The 16,644-nt window shown below is 59.3% G+C and carries 14 protein-coding genes and 1 pseudogene; 9 read left to right on the top strand and 6 right to left on the bottom strand.

The genetic code is table 11. The annotated features are described in order from the left end of the window. Positions 1-51: 51 nt before the first annotated feature. On the top strand, positions 52-795 hold the full coding sequence (gene pdxJ, locus ACP7A4_RS10715; protein ID WP_059764398.1) for a pyridoxine 5'-phosphate synthase: 744 nt from the start codon (positions 52-54) through the stop codon (positions 793-795). 76 nt (positions 796-871) lie between these two features. Here pdxJ and mltF read toward each other — a convergent pair whose 3' ends face one another. Continuing rightward, positions 872-2,329, bottom strand: a complete 1,458-nt coding sequence (gene mltF / locus ACP7A4_RS10710; protein ID WP_048363277.1) for a membrane-bound lytic murein transglycosylase MltF — start codon at positions 2,327-2,329, stop codon at positions 872-874. Between the two features lie 285 nt (positions 2,330-2,614). Between mltF and purL the strand changes: the two genes are divergently transcribed. Both purL and ACP7A4_RS10700 read left to right on the top strand, forming a co-directional pair. Beyond that, positions 2,615-6,511 carry a phosphoribosylformylglycinamidine synthase gene (gene purL / locus ACP7A4_RS10705; RefSeq protein ID WP_048363279.1) on the top strand — a complete coding sequence of 1,299 codons (3,897 nt, stop codon included), beginning with the start codon at positions 2,615-2,617 and terminating at the stop codon, positions 6,509-6,511. A gap of 5 nt (positions 6,512-6,516) precedes the next feature. Further along, entirely contained in the window at positions 6,517-6,828 is a 312-nt protein-coding gene (locus ACP7A4_RS10700; protein WP_048363280.1) for a YqfO family protein, read from the top strand. Positions 6,829-6,901: 73 nt separating this feature from the next. Here the strand turns inward: ACP7A4_RS10700 and ACP7A4_RS10695 are convergent, their stop codons facing one another. Both ACP7A4_RS10695 and ACP7A4_RS10690 read right to left on the bottom strand, forming a co-directional pair. Continuing rightward, a complete protein-coding gene (locus ACP7A4_RS10695) occupies positions 6,902-7,468 on the bottom strand; it encodes a L,D-transpeptidase family protein (RefSeq protein WP_059764401.1) in 567 nt (188 codons plus the stop codon). Between the two features lie 41 nt (positions 7,469-7,509). Next, positions 7,510-8,067, bottom strand: a complete 558-nt coding sequence (locus ACP7A4_RS10690) for an NUDIX hydrolase (protein WP_059764404.1) — start codon at positions 8,065-8,067, stop codon at positions 7,510-7,512. A 145-nt stretch (positions 8,068-8,212) separates the two neighbouring features. On the opposite strand from ACP7A4_RS10690, the gene ACP7A4_RS10685 reads away from it, so the two are divergent. The 5 genes from ACP7A4_RS10685 (at position 8,213) to purT (ending at position 11,489) form a co-directional block, all read left to right on the top strand. Then, on the top strand, positions 8,213-8,815 hold the full coding sequence (locus ACP7A4_RS10685; protein ID WP_059764406.1) for a CoA pyrophosphatase: 603 nt from the start codon (positions 8,213-8,215) through the stop codon (positions 8,813-8,815). A 45-nt stretch (positions 8,816-8,860) separates the two neighbouring features. Then, positions 8,861-9,385, top strand: a complete 525-nt coding sequence (locus ACP7A4_RS10680) for a gamma carbonic anhydrase family protein (RefSeq protein ID WP_426246729.1) — start codon at positions 8,861-8,863, stop codon at positions 9,383-9,385. Next, on the top strand, positions 9,382-9,588 hold the full coding sequence (locus tag ACP7A4_RS10675) for a DUF1289 domain-containing protein (RefSeq protein ID WP_059764410.1): 207 nt from the start codon (positions 9,382-9,384) through the stop codon (positions 9,586-9,588). The genes ACP7A4_RS10680 and ACP7A4_RS10675 overlap by 4 nt, the downstream gene beginning before the upstream one ends. A 154-nt stretch (positions 9,589-9,742) precedes the next feature. Further along, positions 9,743-10,207, top strand: coding sequence for a preQ0 transporter (locus ACP7A4_RS10670; protein WP_059764412.1), 465 nt, complete (start codon positions 9,743-9,745; stop codon positions 10,205-10,207). A gap of 100 nt (positions 10,208-10,307) precedes the next feature. Next, complete coding sequence (gene purT / locus ACP7A4_RS10665; protein WP_426246726.1) at positions 10,308-11,489, top strand: formate-dependent phosphoribosylglycinamide formyltransferase; 1,182 nt, start codon at positions 10,308-10,310, stop codon at positions 11,487-11,489. Positions 11,490-11,557: 68 nt separating this feature from the next. On the opposite strand, the gene ACP7A4_RS10660 is transcribed toward purT, so the two are convergent. The 3 genes and pseudogenes from ACP7A4_RS10660 to ACP7A4_RS10650 all read right to left on the bottom strand — a co-directional run bounded on the left by ACP7A4_RS10660 (position 11,558) and on the right by ACP7A4_RS10650 (position 14,835). Continuing rightward, a complete protein-coding gene (locus tag ACP7A4_RS10660; RefSeq protein ID WP_059764415.1) occupies positions 11,558-12,874 on the bottom strand; it encodes an MFS transporter in 1,317 nt (438 codons plus the stop codon). A 257-nt stretch (positions 12,875-13,131) separates the two neighbouring features. Next, positions 13,132-13,938, bottom strand: a pseudogene (locus tag ACP7A4_RS10655) (transporter associated domain-containing protein); the annotation flags it as partial. Positions 13,939-14,022: 84 nt separating this feature from the next. Further along, entirely contained in the window at positions 14,023-14,835 is an 813-nt protein-coding gene (locus tag ACP7A4_RS10650; protein WP_048363291.1) for a cytochrome C assembly family protein, read from the bottom strand. Positions 14,836-15,043: 208 nt separating this feature from the next. On the opposite strand from ACP7A4_RS10650, the gene ffh reads away from it, so the two are divergent. Then, positions 15,044-16,420 carry a signal recognition particle protein gene (gene ffh, locus ACP7A4_RS10645; protein WP_048363292.1) on the top strand — a complete coding sequence of 459 codons (1,377 nt, stop codon included), beginning with the start codon at positions 15,044-15,046 and terminating at the stop codon, positions 16,418-16,420. The last annotated feature ends 224 nt before the right edge of the window (positions 16,421-16,644 follow it).

Here is a 16,644-nt window from a genome sequence, read left to right as displayed (position 1 = left end):
ATAGACCGGTATGCTGTGCGCCGAATCTGCAACTCTTCAGGAGAGCCCACCGTGACCCACAGCAATCGCATTCTTCTCGGCGTGAACATCGACCACGTAGCCACGCTGCGCCAGGCGCGCGGCACGCGTTACCCTGACCCGGTCAAGGCCGCGCTGGACGCAGAAGAGGCGGGCGCCGATGGCATCACCGTGCACCTGCGTGAAGACCGTCGTCACATCCAGGAGCGCGACGTGTTGCTGCTCAAGGACGTGCTGCAAACCCGCATGAACTTCGAGATGGGCGTGACCGAAGAGATGATGGTCTTCGCCGAGCGCATTCGTCCGGCGCACATCTGCCTGGTACCCGAAACACGTCAGGAACTGACCACAGAAGGGGGCCTGGACGTAGCGGGGCAGGAAGCACGAATCAAGGCCGCCGTGGAGCGCCTGAGCCGGATCGGCTGCGAAGTGTCCTTGTTTATTGATGCCGACGAGCGCCAGATCGAAGCTTCCCGTCGCGTGGGCGCACCGGCGATTGAACTGCACACCGGGCGTTACGCCGATGCACAGACGCCAACCGAGGTTGCTGAACAATTGACGCGTGTCGCTGATGGGGTGGCGTTTGGTTTGGCCCAGGGTCTGATCGTTAACGCCGGTCATGGTTTGCACTATCACAACGTGCAAGACGTGGCAGCGATCAAGGGCATCAACGAGTTGAACATTGGCCACGCACTGGTGGCGCACGCCCTGTTTGTGGGCTTCAAATCGGCAGTGGCCGAGATGAAAGCGCTGATTGTGGCGGCTGCCAAGGTATAAGCAGGCCTGACTGTAGTCGCAGCCTTCGTTGCTCGGCAGCGACTACAGGGTTTGACCGGCTTTATTCAGTGCAGGATTAAAGCTGCGGCTCTTCTTTGGGCTTGGTCTTGTCGATACCGGGGATGTGCAGTGTGCTGTCGGCGGCCTGGTCGCCTTCCAGTTGCGGCTGCGTGGCCCAGGTCAGGATGTCGTAGTAACGACGGATGTTGGCCACAAAGTGCACGGGCTCGCCGCCGCGGGCGTAGCCGTAGCGGGTTTTGCTGTACCACTGCTTCTGCGCAAGGCGCGGCAGCATTTTTTTAACGTCCAGCCACTTGTTCGGGTTCAGGCCTTCTTTTTTCGCCAGTTTGCGTGCGTCATCCAGGTGCCCGCCGCCAACGTTATACGCGGCCAGCGCAAACCAGGTTCGATCCGGCTCCTGAATGTCGTCGTCCAGCTCGCTCTTGATCAGTGCCAAATACTTCGCGCCGCCATAAATGCTTTGCTTGGCGTCCAGTCGATTGGCCACGCCCATCGCCTGTGCGGTGTTCTGGGTGAGCATCATCAGGCCGCGAACCCCGGTTTTTGAGGTGACGGTGGGTTGCCACAGGGATTCCTGATAGCCCATCGCTGCCAGCAGTCGCCAGTCCACGCCTTCTTTTTTGGCGGCCTCCTTAAAGAATTTTTCGTACTTGGGCAGGCGTTGTTGCAGGTGTTGAGCAAAGGTGTAAGCGCCCACGTAACCCAGCACATCGACGTGGCCGTAATAACGGTCTTTGAGGCGCTGCAAAGTGCCGTTCTTTTCAACCTTGTCGAGGTAGGCGTTGATCTCGTTCAGCAGGCTGTTGTCTTCACCTGCCATCACCGCCCAGCGCTGGCTGCGGGCATCCCCCAGGTCGAAGGCCACGCGCACGTTAGGAAAGTACACCTGGTTCATGGCCACTTCATTGGAGTCAACCAGTGTCAGGTCGATTTGACCTTCATCGACCATACGCAGCAGGTCGACTACTTCAACAGCGTCAGACTCTTCGTACTCAATGCCGGGGTATTGCTTTTTGAGTTCGGCGAGTTGCTCTGCGTGGGAGCTGCCTTTGAGCACCGTGATGCGCTTGCCTGCCAGGTCTGCCGCAGAGGTAGGGCGTGACTGACCGTTGCGATAGATGATCTGCGGCGTGACCTCAAGGTAGGGGTGAGAAAACTTGGCTTGTTGGAGGCGATTTTCGCTGCTGACCAGTCCGGCAGCAGCCAGCACCGGGCCGTCAGGTTGGCCGAGCTGGGTAAACAGGTCGTCCAGGTTATCGGCTGTTTCGATCTTCAGCTCCACACCCAGATCATCGGCAAAGCGTTTCACCAGCTCGTATTCAAAGCCGGTTTCGCCGTTGCGATCCTCAAAGTAGGTGGCCGGGCTGTTACGGGTGATCACCCGCAGTACCCCATCCTCCTTTACGCGCTCCAGGGTGCTGGGTTTTTCAACGCAGGCACCGAGCATCAGGAAGAGTCCGGTTGCGAGGAGCCATTTGGCGCAACGCTGGCGGAATACAGATAGAGAAAACATGGGCGCAGTATACGCAAAGCAGCGCGCGTGCCATATCACGGCAATAGGCACTCAGCCAGTTGAGAAGCCTTGAGTCAGCGCGAACCCTTGTGAAATGGGCCTTTGAGGGGTGTTGAAAGATCCAAACAGACTTGGCTTGTGGTCGCTGATAGCCATAAAGAATAAGGCCCTGATCGAATAACGACGTTTGACGTGCGCAAGGTGTGCCGTTTCGGGTGCCGAGACCAAAGGTTTACGTTAGAATGCCGGGCCTCAAAGCACACCCCTCCCGAGGCTGTCCCGAAGATGTTGATCCTGCGCGGCGCTCCTGCCCTATCTGCCTTTCGCCACAACAAACTTCTCGCACAACTGAGCCAAAAGGTTCCAGCTGTCAGTGGCTTGTACGCTGAATTCGCCCACTTCGCCGATGTTACTGGTGAGTTGACCCGCGATGAGCAATTGGTACTGGCTCGTCTCCTGAAGTACGGTCCAAGTGTGCCGGTCCAAGAGCCGAGCGGCCGACTGTTCCTGGTGTTGCCGCGGTTTGGCACCATCTCCCCTTGGTCGAGCAAGGCCAGCGACATTGCCCGTAACTGTGGCCTGGCTAAAATCCAGCGCCTGGAGCGTGGCATTGCGTTCTATGTGGCAGGTCAATTCAGCGACGCTGAAGCCGAGCTGATTGGCGCGACCTTGCACGACCGCATGACGCAAATTGTGTTGGGCGATCTGGAGCAGGCGGCTGGTTTGTTCAGCCACGCCGAACCCAAGCCGCTGACCGCGATTGATGTGTTGGGTGGTGGCCGTGCTGCGCTGGAAAAAGCCAACGTCGAGTTGGGCCTTGCGCTGGCAGATGACGAAATCGACTATCTGGTCAATGCTTTCAACGGTTTGGGTCGTAACCCGCACGACATCGAACTGATGATGTTTGCCCAGGCCAACTCCGAGCATTGTCGCCACAAGATCTTCAACGCCAGTTGGGACATCGACGGCCAAAATCAGGAAAAAAGCCTGTTTGGCATGATCAAAAACACCTACGTGATGCACAGCGAAGGTGTGCTGTCGGCCTATAAAGACAACGCTTCGGTGATTGTCGGCAGCGTGGCCGGTCGTTTCTTCCCCAACCCTGACACCCGCCAATACGGCGCGGTGCAAGAGCCGGTGCACATCTTGATGAAAGTCGAGACGCACAACCACCCGACCGCTATTGCCCCGTTTCCGGGTGCGGCGACCGGTTCTGGCGGCGAAATCCGCGATGAAGGCGCAACAGGGCGTGGTGCCAAGCCCAAAGCGGGCCTGACCGGTTTTACCGTGTCCAACCTGCAAATTCCGGGCTTCGTACAGCCGTGGGAAGTGCCGTACGGCAAGCCTGAGCGCATTGTGACCGCGCTCGACATCATGATCGAAGGCCCGCTGGGCGGCGCCGCGTTCAACAACGAGTTCGGTCGTCCGGCCCTGACCGGCTACTTCCGTACCTTTGAGCAGTCCATCACCACCCCGCATGGCGACGAAGTGCGCGGTTATCACAAGCCGATCATGTTGGCGGGCGGCATGGGCAACATCCGCGCCGAGCACGTACAGAAAGCCGAGATCACGGTCGGCTCCAAGCTGATCGTGCTGGGCGGCCCGGCGATGTTGATCGGTCTGGGCGGCGGTGCCGCTTCCTCTATGGCGACGGGCGCAAGCTCGGCTGACCTGGACTTCGCTTCGGTACAGCGCGAAAACCCGGAAATGGAGCGTCGTTGCCAGGAAGTGATCGACCGTTGCTGGCAGTTGGGTGACAAAAACCCGATCAGCTTCATCCACGACGTGGGTGCAGGTGGTCTGTCCAACGCCTTCCCCGAGCTGGTAAATGACGGCGAGCGTGGTGGTCGCTTCGAACTGCGCAACATTCCAAACGACGAGCCGGGCATGGCCCCGCACGAAATCTGGAGCAACGAATCCCAGGAGCGTTACGTACTGGCAGTGGGCGTAGAAGATTTCGAGCGCTTCCAGGCCATCTGCGAACGTGAACGTTGCCCGTTTGCCGTGGTCGGTGAGGCCACGGCTGAACCGCAACTGACGGTCACCGACAGCCACTTCGGCAACAACCCGGTGGACATGCCACTGGAAGTGTTGCTGGGCAAAGCACCGCGCATGCACCGTTCGGCCGTGCGTGAAGCCGAGTTGGGCGATGATTTCGATCCTGCCACGCTGAGCATCGCCGAGTGCGTTGAGCGCGTGCTGTATCACCCGGCCGTTGCCAGCAAAAGCTTCCTGATCACCATTGGCGACCGCACCATCACCGGCCTGGTTGCTCGCGATCAAATGGTCGGCCCGTGGCAAGTGCCCGTGGCTGACGTGGCCGTGACCGCCACCAGCTTTGACGTTTACACCGGTGAAGCGATGGCGATGGGCGAGCGTACTCCGCTGGCGCTGCTGGATGCCCCGGCATCGGGCCGTATGGCCATCGGCGAAACCCTGACCAACATTGCCGCCTCGCGCATCGGCAAGCTGTCTGACATCAAAATGTCGGCCAACTGGATGTCCGCTGCGGGTCATCCCGGTGAAGACGCGCGCCTGTTCGACACTGTTAAAGCGGTCGGCATGGAGCTGTGCCCAGAGTTGGGCATCACCATTCCAGTGGGCAAAGACTCGATGTCGATGCAAACCCGCTGGAGCGAAGAGGGCGCCGACAAGAGCGTCACCTCGCCGTTGTCGCTGATCGTGACCGGCTTCGCCCCCGTGGTTGATATCCGTCAAACCCTGACCCCTGAACTGCGCATGGACAAGGGGCTGACCGATCTGATCCTGATCGATCTGGGCCGTGGCCAAAACCGTATGGGTGCCTCCATCCTGGCGCAAACCTACGGCAAGCTGGGCAAGCAGGCGCCAGACGTCGATGACGCAGAAGACCTCAAAGCCTTCTTCGCCGTGATTCAGGGGCTGAACGCGGACGGTCACTTGCTGGCCTACCACGACCGTTCCGACGGTGGTTTGATGACCAGCGTGCTGGAGATGGCTTTTGCCGGTCACTGTGGCCTGAGCTTGACGCTCGATTGCCTGACCCAAAACGCCAGCGAAATCCCGGCCATCCTGTTCAACGAAGAACTGGGTGCCGTGATTCAAGTGCGTCAGGACGCTACGGCCGAAATTCTGGCCCAGTTCAGCGTGGCAGGCCTGGGTGAGTGCGTGGCCGTGATTGGCCAGCCGTTGAACAACAGCGAAGTGACCATCAGCCTCAAAGGCGAAACCGTCTTTGAAGGTCAGCGTGGCGCGTTGCAGCGTCAGTGGGCGCAGACCAGCTACCAGATCCAGCGTCTGCGTGATAACGCCGACTGTGCGGATCAGGAATTCGACGTGTTGCTGGAAGAAGACAATCCGGGCCTGAGCGTCAAGCTGGGCTTTGACGTCAACCACAACATCAGTGCGCCGTACATCAAAAAAGGCATTCGCCCGCAAGTGGCTGTGCTGCGCGAGCAGGGCGTCAACGGTCAGGTTGAAATGGCGGCGGCGTTTGACCGTGCCGGTTTCAACGCGATCGACGTGCACATGAGCGACATTCTGGCCGGCCGTGTCGACCTGAACGAGTTCAAGGGCATGGTGGCTTGCGGTGGTTTCTCTTACGGCGACGTGCTGGGTGCCGGTGAAGGCTGGGCCAAGTCGGCACTGTTCAACACCCGTGCCCGTGATGCGTTCCAGAGCTTCTTCGAGCGCTCCGACAGCTTCTCGCTGGGTGTGTGCAACGGTTGCCAGATGATGTCCAACCTGAGCGAACTGATTCCGGGCAGCGAGTTGTGGCCACACTTTGTGCGCAACCGTTCCGAGCAGTTCGAAGCGCGTGTGGCAATGGTGCAAGTGCAGGAGTCGAACTCCATCTTCCTGCAAGGCATGGCCGGTTCGCGCATGCCAATCGCTATCGCGCACGGTGAAGGCCATGCCGAGTTCGCCAGCGAAGAAGCCTTGCTGCAAGCCGACTTGTCCGGTTCGGTGGCGCTGCGTTTCGTCGACAACCACGGCAAAGTGACTGAAAACTACCCGGCCAACCCGAACGGTTCGCCGCGCGGGATTACCGGTCTGACCAGCCGTGACGGCCGTGTGACCATCATGATGCCGCACCCGGAGCGGGTATTCCGCGCCGTGCAGAACTCGTGGCGTCCCGAGGAGTGGAATGAAGATGCGCCGTGGTTGCGCATGTTCCGCAACGCTCGCGTCTGGGTGGATTAAGCGCGATGTACAAGCTCAGCTTTTTCGTGCCGCCCAGCCATGTCGATGGGGTCAAGGACGCCGTATTTGCTGCCGGTGGCGGTCGAATCGGCCAGTACGATCACTGCGCCTGGCAGACCATGGGCCAAGGCCAGTTTCGTGCGCTGGACGGCAGTCAGCCGTTTATCGGGCAAACCGGCCAGGTTGAGTATGTGGGGGAGTGGAAAGTTGAGCTGGTCGTTGCCGATGATCTGATACAAGCCGTGGTGGCTGCGCTCAAGCTCAGCCACCCGTACGAAACACCGGCGTATGAGGTGTGGCGTCTGGCTGATTTCTAGCCCTTTGCTCTACAAAAAAGCCCGCTGAACCGGTAACGGTCAGCGGGCTTTTTGCTGTCGGCGGATTCAGCTGTTAAGGGCGAATCTCAACCATCGTGCCGTCTTTGGTGAGGTTCCACACTTCGCGCATTTCGACATTTTTCATGGCGATGCAGCCATCGGTCCAGTCCAGCGTGTGGAACAGGTTTTCCGGGTTTTCTTCGGTGTCGGGCGTGCCGTGGATCATGATCATCGAGCCGGGGCTTACACCTTCACGGCGTGCGTGGGCAGCATCGCTGATGTTGGGATACGAGATGTGCATCGCAAGGTTGAACTTCTCGCTTTTTTTGCGCCAGTCGACCCAGTACAGGCCCTCTGGGGTGCGTTTGTCCCCCTCGCGGGTTTTCGGCCCTTTAGGCTGCTTGCCCAGCGAGATGCGGTAAGTCTTGATCGGCTTGCCGTCGCTGATCAGCTGCAACTGGCGCGCTGACTTGAGCACGAGGATTTTCTCCACCGGCTTGCTGCCACGGGTGAGCTGAGTCGAATGAGCCGGCTTTATGACCGCATTTTTATCGACAGGTTTGCCGTTGATCGTGACGACAACAGCGGCTTGGCACGTAACAGCGAATGACAGGCAAAGGGCGGCGAACAACCAGCGCATGGAGCGGTATCCCTAAAGGTACAAATGGGTGACGGGCGTCGTTATTGTTGTGGCTTGGCCAAACCGGCCAAAGGTGCAACGGCTTCGCTGCGCACAGGGTAAACCTGGTTCGGGCGGTCAGCGAAAAAGCATTCTAAGGTACGACTGACCGTGCGAAAAGCCAGCTCGGACCAAGGGATGTCGGCTTCATCAAACAACCGCACTTCAAGGCTCTCTTCACCGGCCGCATAGTGTGGGTTCAGCATGTGGGCACGGTAGAAAATATGCACCTGATTGATGTGCGGCACATCAATCAGGGTATAGATGCTCAGGTTGGCCACTTCGGCACAGGCTTCTTCGCGGGTTTCGCGTTGGGCCGCCTGTTCGACGGTTTCGCCATTTTCCATAAAGCCTGCGGGCAGGGTCCAATAGCCCTTGCGCGGCTCGATTGCGCGGCGGCACAGCAACACTTGCGTGCCCCAGGTCGCGACGCAACCGGCGACGATATTCGGGTTTTGATAGTGAATGACCTGGCAGTGGTCACACACATACCGCAGGCGCGAGTCACCCTGCGGGATATGCTGGCTGACGGAATGGCCACACTGGCTGCAAAAATTCATGCTGTGCTCTCTGTTGTGGCGCCTATCTTGGGGGCTGAAGCAGGGCCTGGGCAAGTGCTGCATCGCGACCTGCGACAGTGTGGGGCTTGGGTGCTCCGGGTGATTTGGTGCATGATGCCCGATAAGTGACGGATCGAGATGACCTATGCTGGACGAGCTGCTTGGCCGCGTGCGCCGCTATACCCCGCGAACGCTGGTAACAGAGCGTAGTTTCCCCGAAGCTGCGGTATTGCTGCCAGTGACCCGCAATGACAAGCCCGAACTGATTTTGACCTTGCGCGCCAGCGGGTTGTCGACCCATGGTGGCGAGGTGGCATTTCCCGGTGGTCGACGTGACCCCGAAGACCTGGACCTCGTATTCACCGCCCTGCGCGAAGCCGAAGAAGAAATCGGCCTGCCGCCGGGTTTGGTCGAAGTTATCGGCCCGCTCAGTCCCTTGATTTCCCTGCATGGCATCCGCGTTACGCCCTATGTTGGCGTGGTGCCCGATTACGTCGAATACCTGGCCAACGATGCCGAAATTGCCGCTGTGTTCAGTGTGCCGCTGGATTTCTTTCGCCAGGACCCGCGCGAGCATACCCACCGTATCGATTACCAGGGGCGCAGTTGGTACGTGCCGAGCTACCGTTTTGGCGTGTACAAGATCTGGGGCCTGACGGCAATCATGATCGTTGAACTGATGAACCTGCTTTACGACGACGTGAATATCAACCTGCACACCCCGCCGGAACGTTTTATCAATATCTAGAGCCTTCTATAGAAAGAAGGTCACGCCTGCCTTGAGGACATTCGCATGAAATACCGTTTGGGCGACTCGTTCGTCGACACCCACCCCGACAGCTGGACCGCGCCCAATGCCACCCTGATCGGCAAGGTCCGGCTGGAAGAAGGTGCCAGTGTATGGTTCAACGCGGTGTTGCGCGGCGACAACGAGCTGATCCTGATCGGTAAAAACAGCAACGTGCAGGACGGCGCCGTGATGCACACCGACATGGGCTATCCGCTGACGCTGGGCACCGGCGTGACCATCGGTCACAACGCCATGCTGCATGGTTGCACCGTGGGCGATTACAGCCTGATCGGCATCAACGCGGTGATTCTCAACGGCGCACGCATCGGTAAGCACTGCATCATCGGCGCCAATTCGCTGATTGGTGAAGGCAAGGTCATCCCTGACGGTTCACTGGTCATGGGTTCACCGGGCAAGGTGGTCCGCGACCTGACGGATGAGCAGAAAAAACTGCTTGAAGCCAGCGCTGCGCACTATGTGCAGAACGGCCAGCGCTATGCCCGCGATCTTGGAGAGCAACCATCGTGAGCGAGCCGGAGCGCCCGGTCGCATCCCCCTGCGTCAATATCTGCGCATTGGACGAGGCGGACATCTGCACCGGCTGTCAGCGCAGCGTGGCCGAAATCACCCGCTGGAGCCGCATGACCAACCCTGAACGGCGCGAAGTGCTGGCGTTGTGTAATGAGCGTGCTGCGTCCAGCGGGGTGGTATGGCTGCTGGGCAGTACGTAATGCTTTTGTAGTCGCTGCCGCAGGCTGCAAAGGGGTGCCCCCCCCCGTTGACTTGACGTCTGCATGGGCCTTGTCGCAGCCTGCGGCAGCGACTACACAGTTGCGATTGACTCAAGTACCCTGTGCGCCTTATTCACAGGTGCTGCCCGTTCCCATGTTGTTTCTTATCGCTTATATCGCCAGCGTCGTACTGATCAACTACGCGTTTTCTACCGCCCCGCATCTGGACATCATCTGGTCGGCCTGGGGCGGACTGGTATTCGTGTTGCGCGACATGGTGCAAATCCGCTTTGGCCACGGCGCCATTGTGGCCATGCTCGCGGCGCTGGTGCTGTCGTATGTGACCTCAGACCCTTCAATTGCCCTGGCCAGCGCCACCGCCTTTGCGGTGTCCGAATGCATTGACTGGCTGGTGTTCAGTATCACCAAGCGCCCGCTGCAAGACCGCTTGTGGATCAGTTCGGCGCTGAGCATTCCGATTGATACCTTCATCTTCTTCGCCATGATCGACGCCTTCACCCCCGGCGTGATCCTCACCGCGATGGGTTCAAAGTTCGCCGGTGTGACCTGCGTGTGGTTGGCGATGGCCTGGCGTTTGCGCAAAGCCGCCGCTCAATAAGGTCACGCGCCCCAGATCATGTAAAATGCCGGCCTTTCTCCCCCCAGCAGGCGCTGGCCTGGCGAGCGCCTTCGATGATTTGTTTCCTTGAGGACCTGAAATGACCCGTATCGGAACTCCACTGTCGCAGACCGCGACCCGCGTATTGCTGTGTGGCTGCGGCGAGCTGGGTAAAGAAGTCGTCATCGAATTGCAGCGTTTGGGTGTCGAAGTGATCGCCGTAGATCGCTACGCCAATGCACCTGCCATGCAAGTTGCGCATCGCAGTCACGTGATCAACATGCTGGATGGCGCGGCGTTGCGCGCCGTGATCGAAGCTGAAAAGCCGCACTTCATCGTGCCGGAAATCGAAGCCATCGCCACCGCCACGCTGGTTGAGCTGGAAGCCGAAGGCTTCACCGTCATCCCGACCGCGCGTGCCACGTCCTTGACCATGAACCGTGAAGGCATTCGTCGCCTGGCGGCAGAAGAGCTGGACCTGCCCACTTCGCCGTATCACTTTGCCGACACGTTCGAGGACTACAGCCGTGCTGTGCAAGACCTCGGCTTCCCGTGTGTCGTCAAACCGGTGATGAGTTCGTCGGGCAAAGGCCAAAGCCTGTTGCGCAGTGCCGATGACGTGCAAACAGCCTGGGACTACGCGCAAGAAGGCGGCCGCGCCGGTAAAGGCCGGGTCATCATCGAAGGCTTCATCGACTTCGATTACGAAATCACCTTGCTCACGGTGCGTCATGTCGGCGGCACAACGTTCTGCGCGCCGGTAGGTCATCGTCAGGAGAAGGGCGACTACCAGGAATCATGGCAGCCACAGGCCATGAGCCCGATTGCACTGGCTGAATCCGAGCGCGTGGCCAAGTCGGTGACCGAGGCGTTGGGCGGGCGCGGCCTGTTTGGGGTCGAACTGTTTATCAAGGGCGATCAAGTGTGGTTCAGCGAAGTCTCGCCGCGCCCGCATGACACGGGTTTGGTGACGTTGATTTCGCAGGACTTGTCGCAGTTTGCGCTGCATGCCCGCGCGATTCTCGGCCTGCCGATTCCCTTGATTCGTCAGTTTGGGCCATCGGCCTCGGCGGTGATTTTGGTGCAAGGGCAGTCGACCCAGACCGCCTTCGCCAACCTGGGTGCTGCTTTGAGTGAGCCGGACACGGCTTTGCGCCTATTTGGCAAACCCGAAGTCAATGGTCAGCGCCGCATGGGCGTGGCCCTGGCGCGTGACGAATCGATTGAAGCGGCTCGCGCCAAAGCGACCCGTGCTGCCACAGCGGTCATCGTCGAGCTGTAAACAGTTGGAAGCTCCCGCAGGCTGCGATCTTTTAGAGCAAAAGATCGCAGCCTGCGGGGTATTGCTTGTTACCCGACCTTGTTCAGATCAGCCTCTCTGGTTTCTTTCAAGCACAGCACGGCGATCAAGCTGAGTATCGCCGCGCCTGACACGTAGCCGCCCACCCAGCTCAAACCGCCCATGCTCACCAGTTTTTGGGCGAAGAAGGGTGCGGCTGACGCGCCGACAATGCCGCCCAGATTGTAGGCAGCCGAGGCGCCGGTATACCGCACGCGCGTTGGAAACAGCTCAGGCAGCAACGCGCCCATCGGTGCAAACGTCACGCCCATCAGAAACAGCTCGATGCACAAGAACAGCGCCACGCCCCAGGTCGTGCCGTGGGTGAGTAGCGGCTCCATCAGAAAACCGGACGCTATCGCCAGCACGCCGCCCACGATCAGCACCGGTTTGCGCCCATAACGGTCGCTGGCCCATGCCGAAAGGGGCGTTGCAGCGGCCATGAACAGCACGGCAAAGCACAGCAGCCCGAGGAAGGTCTCGCGGGTATAGCCCAGCGTGGACACGCCGTAACTCAGCGAAAACACGGTTGAGATATAAAACAGCGCGTAGCACACCACCATCGAGGCGGCACCCAGCAGCATCGGTGCCCAGTAGTTGCTTAACAGTTCAACGATCGGCATTTTCACCCGTTCGTGTTGCGCCACAGCTTTGGCGAACACCGGGGTCTCTTCGAGTTTGAGCCGCACATATAAACCGACCATGACCAAGGCTGCGCTGAGCAGGAACGGAATCCGCCAGCCCCATGAGCGAAACTGTTCATCGCTGAGGGTCATTGCCAGGATCAAGAACAACCCGTTGGCCGCCAGAAAGCCAATTGAGGGCCCCAATTGCGGAAACATCCCGAACCAGGCGCGCTTGCCTTTCGGTGCGTTCTCGGTGGCCAGCAACGCTGCACCGCCCCATTCCCCGCCCAAGCCTAGGCCCTGCCCGAAACGCAGCACGCACAGCAGAATGGGTGCCCAGGCACCGATTGTGGCGTAGCCCGGCAGCACGCCAATCAGCGTGGTACACACGCCCATCAACAGCAGCGATGCCACCAGCGTGGATTTGCGCCCAATGCGGTCGCCATAGTGGCCAAACACAAAGGAGCCGAGCGGGCGGGCGAGGAAGGCAATGCCGAACGTCAGAAACGCCGACAGCATTTGCGCGGTGCCGGAGGTTTGCGGGAAGAATACCGGGCCGATGACCAGCGCTGCGGCGGTGGCATAGACGTAGAAATCGTAGAACTCGATGGCCGTCCCGATAAAGCTGGCAGTGGCCACGCGGGAGGCCGAGTTAACCGGTTTATCGCACGAGGCTTCGCTGAACGTAGTGGTTGTGGTCATGTGCATATCCCTGACAGTTATGTGCCCGTGGCGTTATCTGGCGGTGAGGCAAGACAAGGCTGAGCGATTTTTTATGGTCATTGCCCTGAGGGATACCAGGGTGCAAGCGCCGCTCGGGATGGGAGCGCGCGCAGGTACAGCCAGCAGCGGCAGGCCGACGACGCTGAGTGCGGGTAGCACGCGTGTCGGCCAGGCTTGGGTAAGCGGGAGTGATTATAGGGAGCGGCGGGGGGATGGAACAAGCTGCGGGGCTGCGATCAGGCCGCAGGCTTGACGCTGTTGTGCCAGATCAGTACGCGGCTGACACGGTTTTCTTCGGTCTCCAGAATTTCCAGTCTGTAACGACCGATTTTCAGGCACACCGTGGTTTCGGGGATGGTTTCCAGTGCTTCAGTGACCAGGCCGTTCAAGGTTTTCGGGCCATCGCAAGGCAGTTGCCAGCCCAGGGTTTTGTTCAACTCGCGGATGGACGCGGCGCCATCCACTACGTAACGGCCGTCGGGCAGCGGTTCTACGTGCGGGTTGTCGGCGTTTTGCTCGTCTTCAAACTCACCGACGATCTCTTCAAGAATGTCTTCAAGGGTCACGATGCCCAGCACTTCGCCGTATTCATCCACCACGATGCCGATGCGCCGCTGCTGTTTATGAAAGTTGAGCAGCTGTAATTGCAGCGGGGTGCTTTCAGGGATGAAGTAGGGTTCGTGGCAGACGGCCAGAATCGCCTCTTTGGTCAGGCTGGCATCGGGCAGCATGTGCTGGATGTGGCGTGTATTGAGGATGGCTTCGACCTGATTGATGTCGTTATGAAACACCGGCAGTCGCGTGCGCTTGGTCTGGCGCAGTTGCTCGATCAAGTCTTCGATCGAGTCGTCCAGGTTCAGGCCCTCGACTTCGCTGCGCGGGATCAGGATGTCGTTGACCGTGATGTTGTCCAGTGCATGAATGCCCGACAGCAGCTGTGGGCGGCTGCCAGGTTGTTCATCATTCTCAGCGGGCAGGGCGTTATGCGGCGGGTGAGCGTCGCCGCGTTGTGTCACGGCCTGAGGCTTGCGCGAAACAATCCCGATACAGAATCCCAGTCCTGCAAACACCAGCGCCAAGAGGGCGAGTAATGGCCCGGGGGGCAAGCTATCCATAATCAACGCCCGTCAGATATGCAGAATGTATTCACGAACCAGCTTGCTGCCAAAGTAGGCCAGCATCAGCAGGCAGAACCCGGCAAACGTCCAGCGGATGGCTTTGTGGCCGCGCCAGCCAAGGTGATGACGGCCCCACAGCAGCACGCTGAAAACGATCCACGCCAGGCACGCCAGCAGGGTTTTATGCACCAGATGCTGGGCAAACAGGTTGCCCAAAAACAGCCAGCCCGAAATCAGTGACAGCGACAGTAATGCCCAGCCTGCCCACAAAAAGCCAAACAGCAGGCTCTCCATGGTTTGCAGCGGCGGGAAGTTCTTGATCAGGCCCTTGGGGTGTTTGTGTTTGAGCTGGTAGTTCTGCAATGACAGCAACAAGGCCTGGAACACCGCAATGGTGAACATTCCGTACGCCAGGATCGACAGCAGGATATGGGCCAGAATGCCGGGTTGTTCATTAATGACCTGTACGGTGCCCGGCGGGGCGAACTCGGACATCAGTACCGTGAGTGCCCCTAACGGATATAACAGCAGCAACAGGTTCTCGACCGGGATACGCGCACACGCAACCAGCGTCACGCTGATGACGGCAACGGCAATCAGGCTGGCCGCGCTGAAGAAGTCCAGCTCAAGCCCGGCAGGGGTCATCAAATGGGTAAACAGGCTCGCAGCGTGGGCGAGGACGGCAAGGATGCCGAGCGTCACCAACAGACGATTGTTTGCCTTCGCGCCGTGGCGCAGGCAATTGCCTTGATAGAAGGTCGCAGCGGCGTATAAGCAGGCGGCGGCGAGGCTGGGGAGCAAACTCGGTGACAAGGGGAGCATAAATCCTGTTAGGCAAGCCCGAAAGGGCTGAGTTTGGCATACAACCGCCTGAACACGAAAGGCCACATAAGCTGACGGTAAGGTGTCCGCCGCGATCAGTCTTCGCTATAATCCGCGACCTGCCCACGCCGCAGGCTCGCCGAGCATCAGTTTTACACGGGCTGGGCCGCAATAACCCCGGTCTACTTTGGGCCTGAAAGGATCGCGCATGTTTGAAAATTTAACCGACCGTCTCTCGCAGACGCTGCGCCATGTCACCGGCAAGGCCAAGCTGACCGAGGACAATATCAAAGACACCCTGCGCGAAGTGCGCATGGCGTTGCTGGAAGCCGACGTGGCTTTGCCAGTGGTCAAAGACTTCGTCAACGCGGTCAAAGAGCGCGCTGTGGGCACAGAAGTGTCGCGCAGCCTGACGCCGGGCCAGGCGTTTGTGAAGATCGTCCAGGCTGAACTCGAAAGCCTGATGGGCGCTGCCAACGAGGATTTGATCCTCAACGTCACGCCGCCTGCTGTTATTTTGATGGCCGGTTTGCAGGGTGCGGGTAAAACCACCACCGCTGGCAAGCTGGCGCGCTTCCTTAAAGAGCGCAAAAAGAAAAGCGTCATGGTGGTTTCGGTTGACGTTTACCGTCCGGCGGCGATCAAACAGCTGGAAACCCTGGCGGGTGAAGTGGGCGTTACGTTCTTTGCGTCCGACATCAGCCAAAAGCCGGTTGCGATTGCGCTGGCGGCTATTAATGAAGCCAAGCTCAAGTTCATTGATGTCGTAATTGTCGATACCGCGGGTCGCCTGCACATCGACGCCGACATGATGGCCGAGATTCAAGCGCTGCACGCCGCGGTCAAGCCGGCAGAAACCCTGTTCGTGGTTGACGCCATGACCGGTCAGGATGCCGCCAACACGGCCAAGGCCTTCGGTGACGCGCTGCCGCTGACCGGTGTGATCCTGACCAAGGTCGACGGTGATGCCCGTGGCGGTGCTGCACTGTCCGTGCGTGCAATCACGGGCAAGCCGATCAAGTTCCTCGGCATGGGCGAGAAGAGCGACGCGCTGGACCCGTTCCACCCGGACCGTATTGCGTCACGCATTTTGGGCATGGGCGATGTGCTCAGCCTTATCGAGCAGGCCGAACAGACCCTCGATAAAGACAAAGCCGACAAGCTGGCCAAAAAGCTCAAGAAAGGTAAGGGCTTCGACCTCGAAGACTTCCGCGATCAGCTGCAACAGATGAAAAACATGGGCGGCTTGGGCGGTCTCATGGACAAACTGCCGAACATGGGTGGTGTGAATCTGGCGCAAATGGGCAATGCCCAGGGCGCAGCAGAGAAACAGTTCAAACAAATGGAAGCCATCATCAACTCCATGACCCCGGCCGAGCGCCGCGACCCTGACCTGATCAGCGGTTCGCGCAAACGCCGTATTGCCATGGGCTCCGGCACGCAAGTGCAGGACATCGGTCGCTTGATCAAGCAGCACAAGCAGATGCAAAAGATGATGAAAAAGTTCTCGGCTAAAGGCGGCATGGCCAAAATGATGCGCGGCATGGGCTCGATGATGCCCGGCGGCGGCATGCCAAAAATGTAAATCACCTGCGCAAGCGCTTGCGTTTGCGCGGCTCGCAGCAATGCGAGACCCCCAGCAAACCCGCACAGTGCGGGAGCTGACCTGTCGCCATTCGTGGCGGCCTTATAGCAAATCTGGGTGTTATGCCAATAGGCGCCAGAAAAAGACATTTGCAAAAGTCCGGATATTCCTTAGAATATGCGGCCTTTCGGGCACCTATGCCCGCTGTGCATTTAGATTTGCAG

Origin of the sequence: Pseudomonas sp. TWR3-1-1 (assembly GCF_049896545.1) — a bacterium.
GTDB lineage: Bacteria > Pseudomonadota > Gammaproteobacteria > Pseudomonadales > Pseudomonadaceae > Aquipseudomonas > Aquipseudomonas weihenstephanensis.
This window is presented reverse-complemented; position numbering and strand designations above follow the sequence as displayed.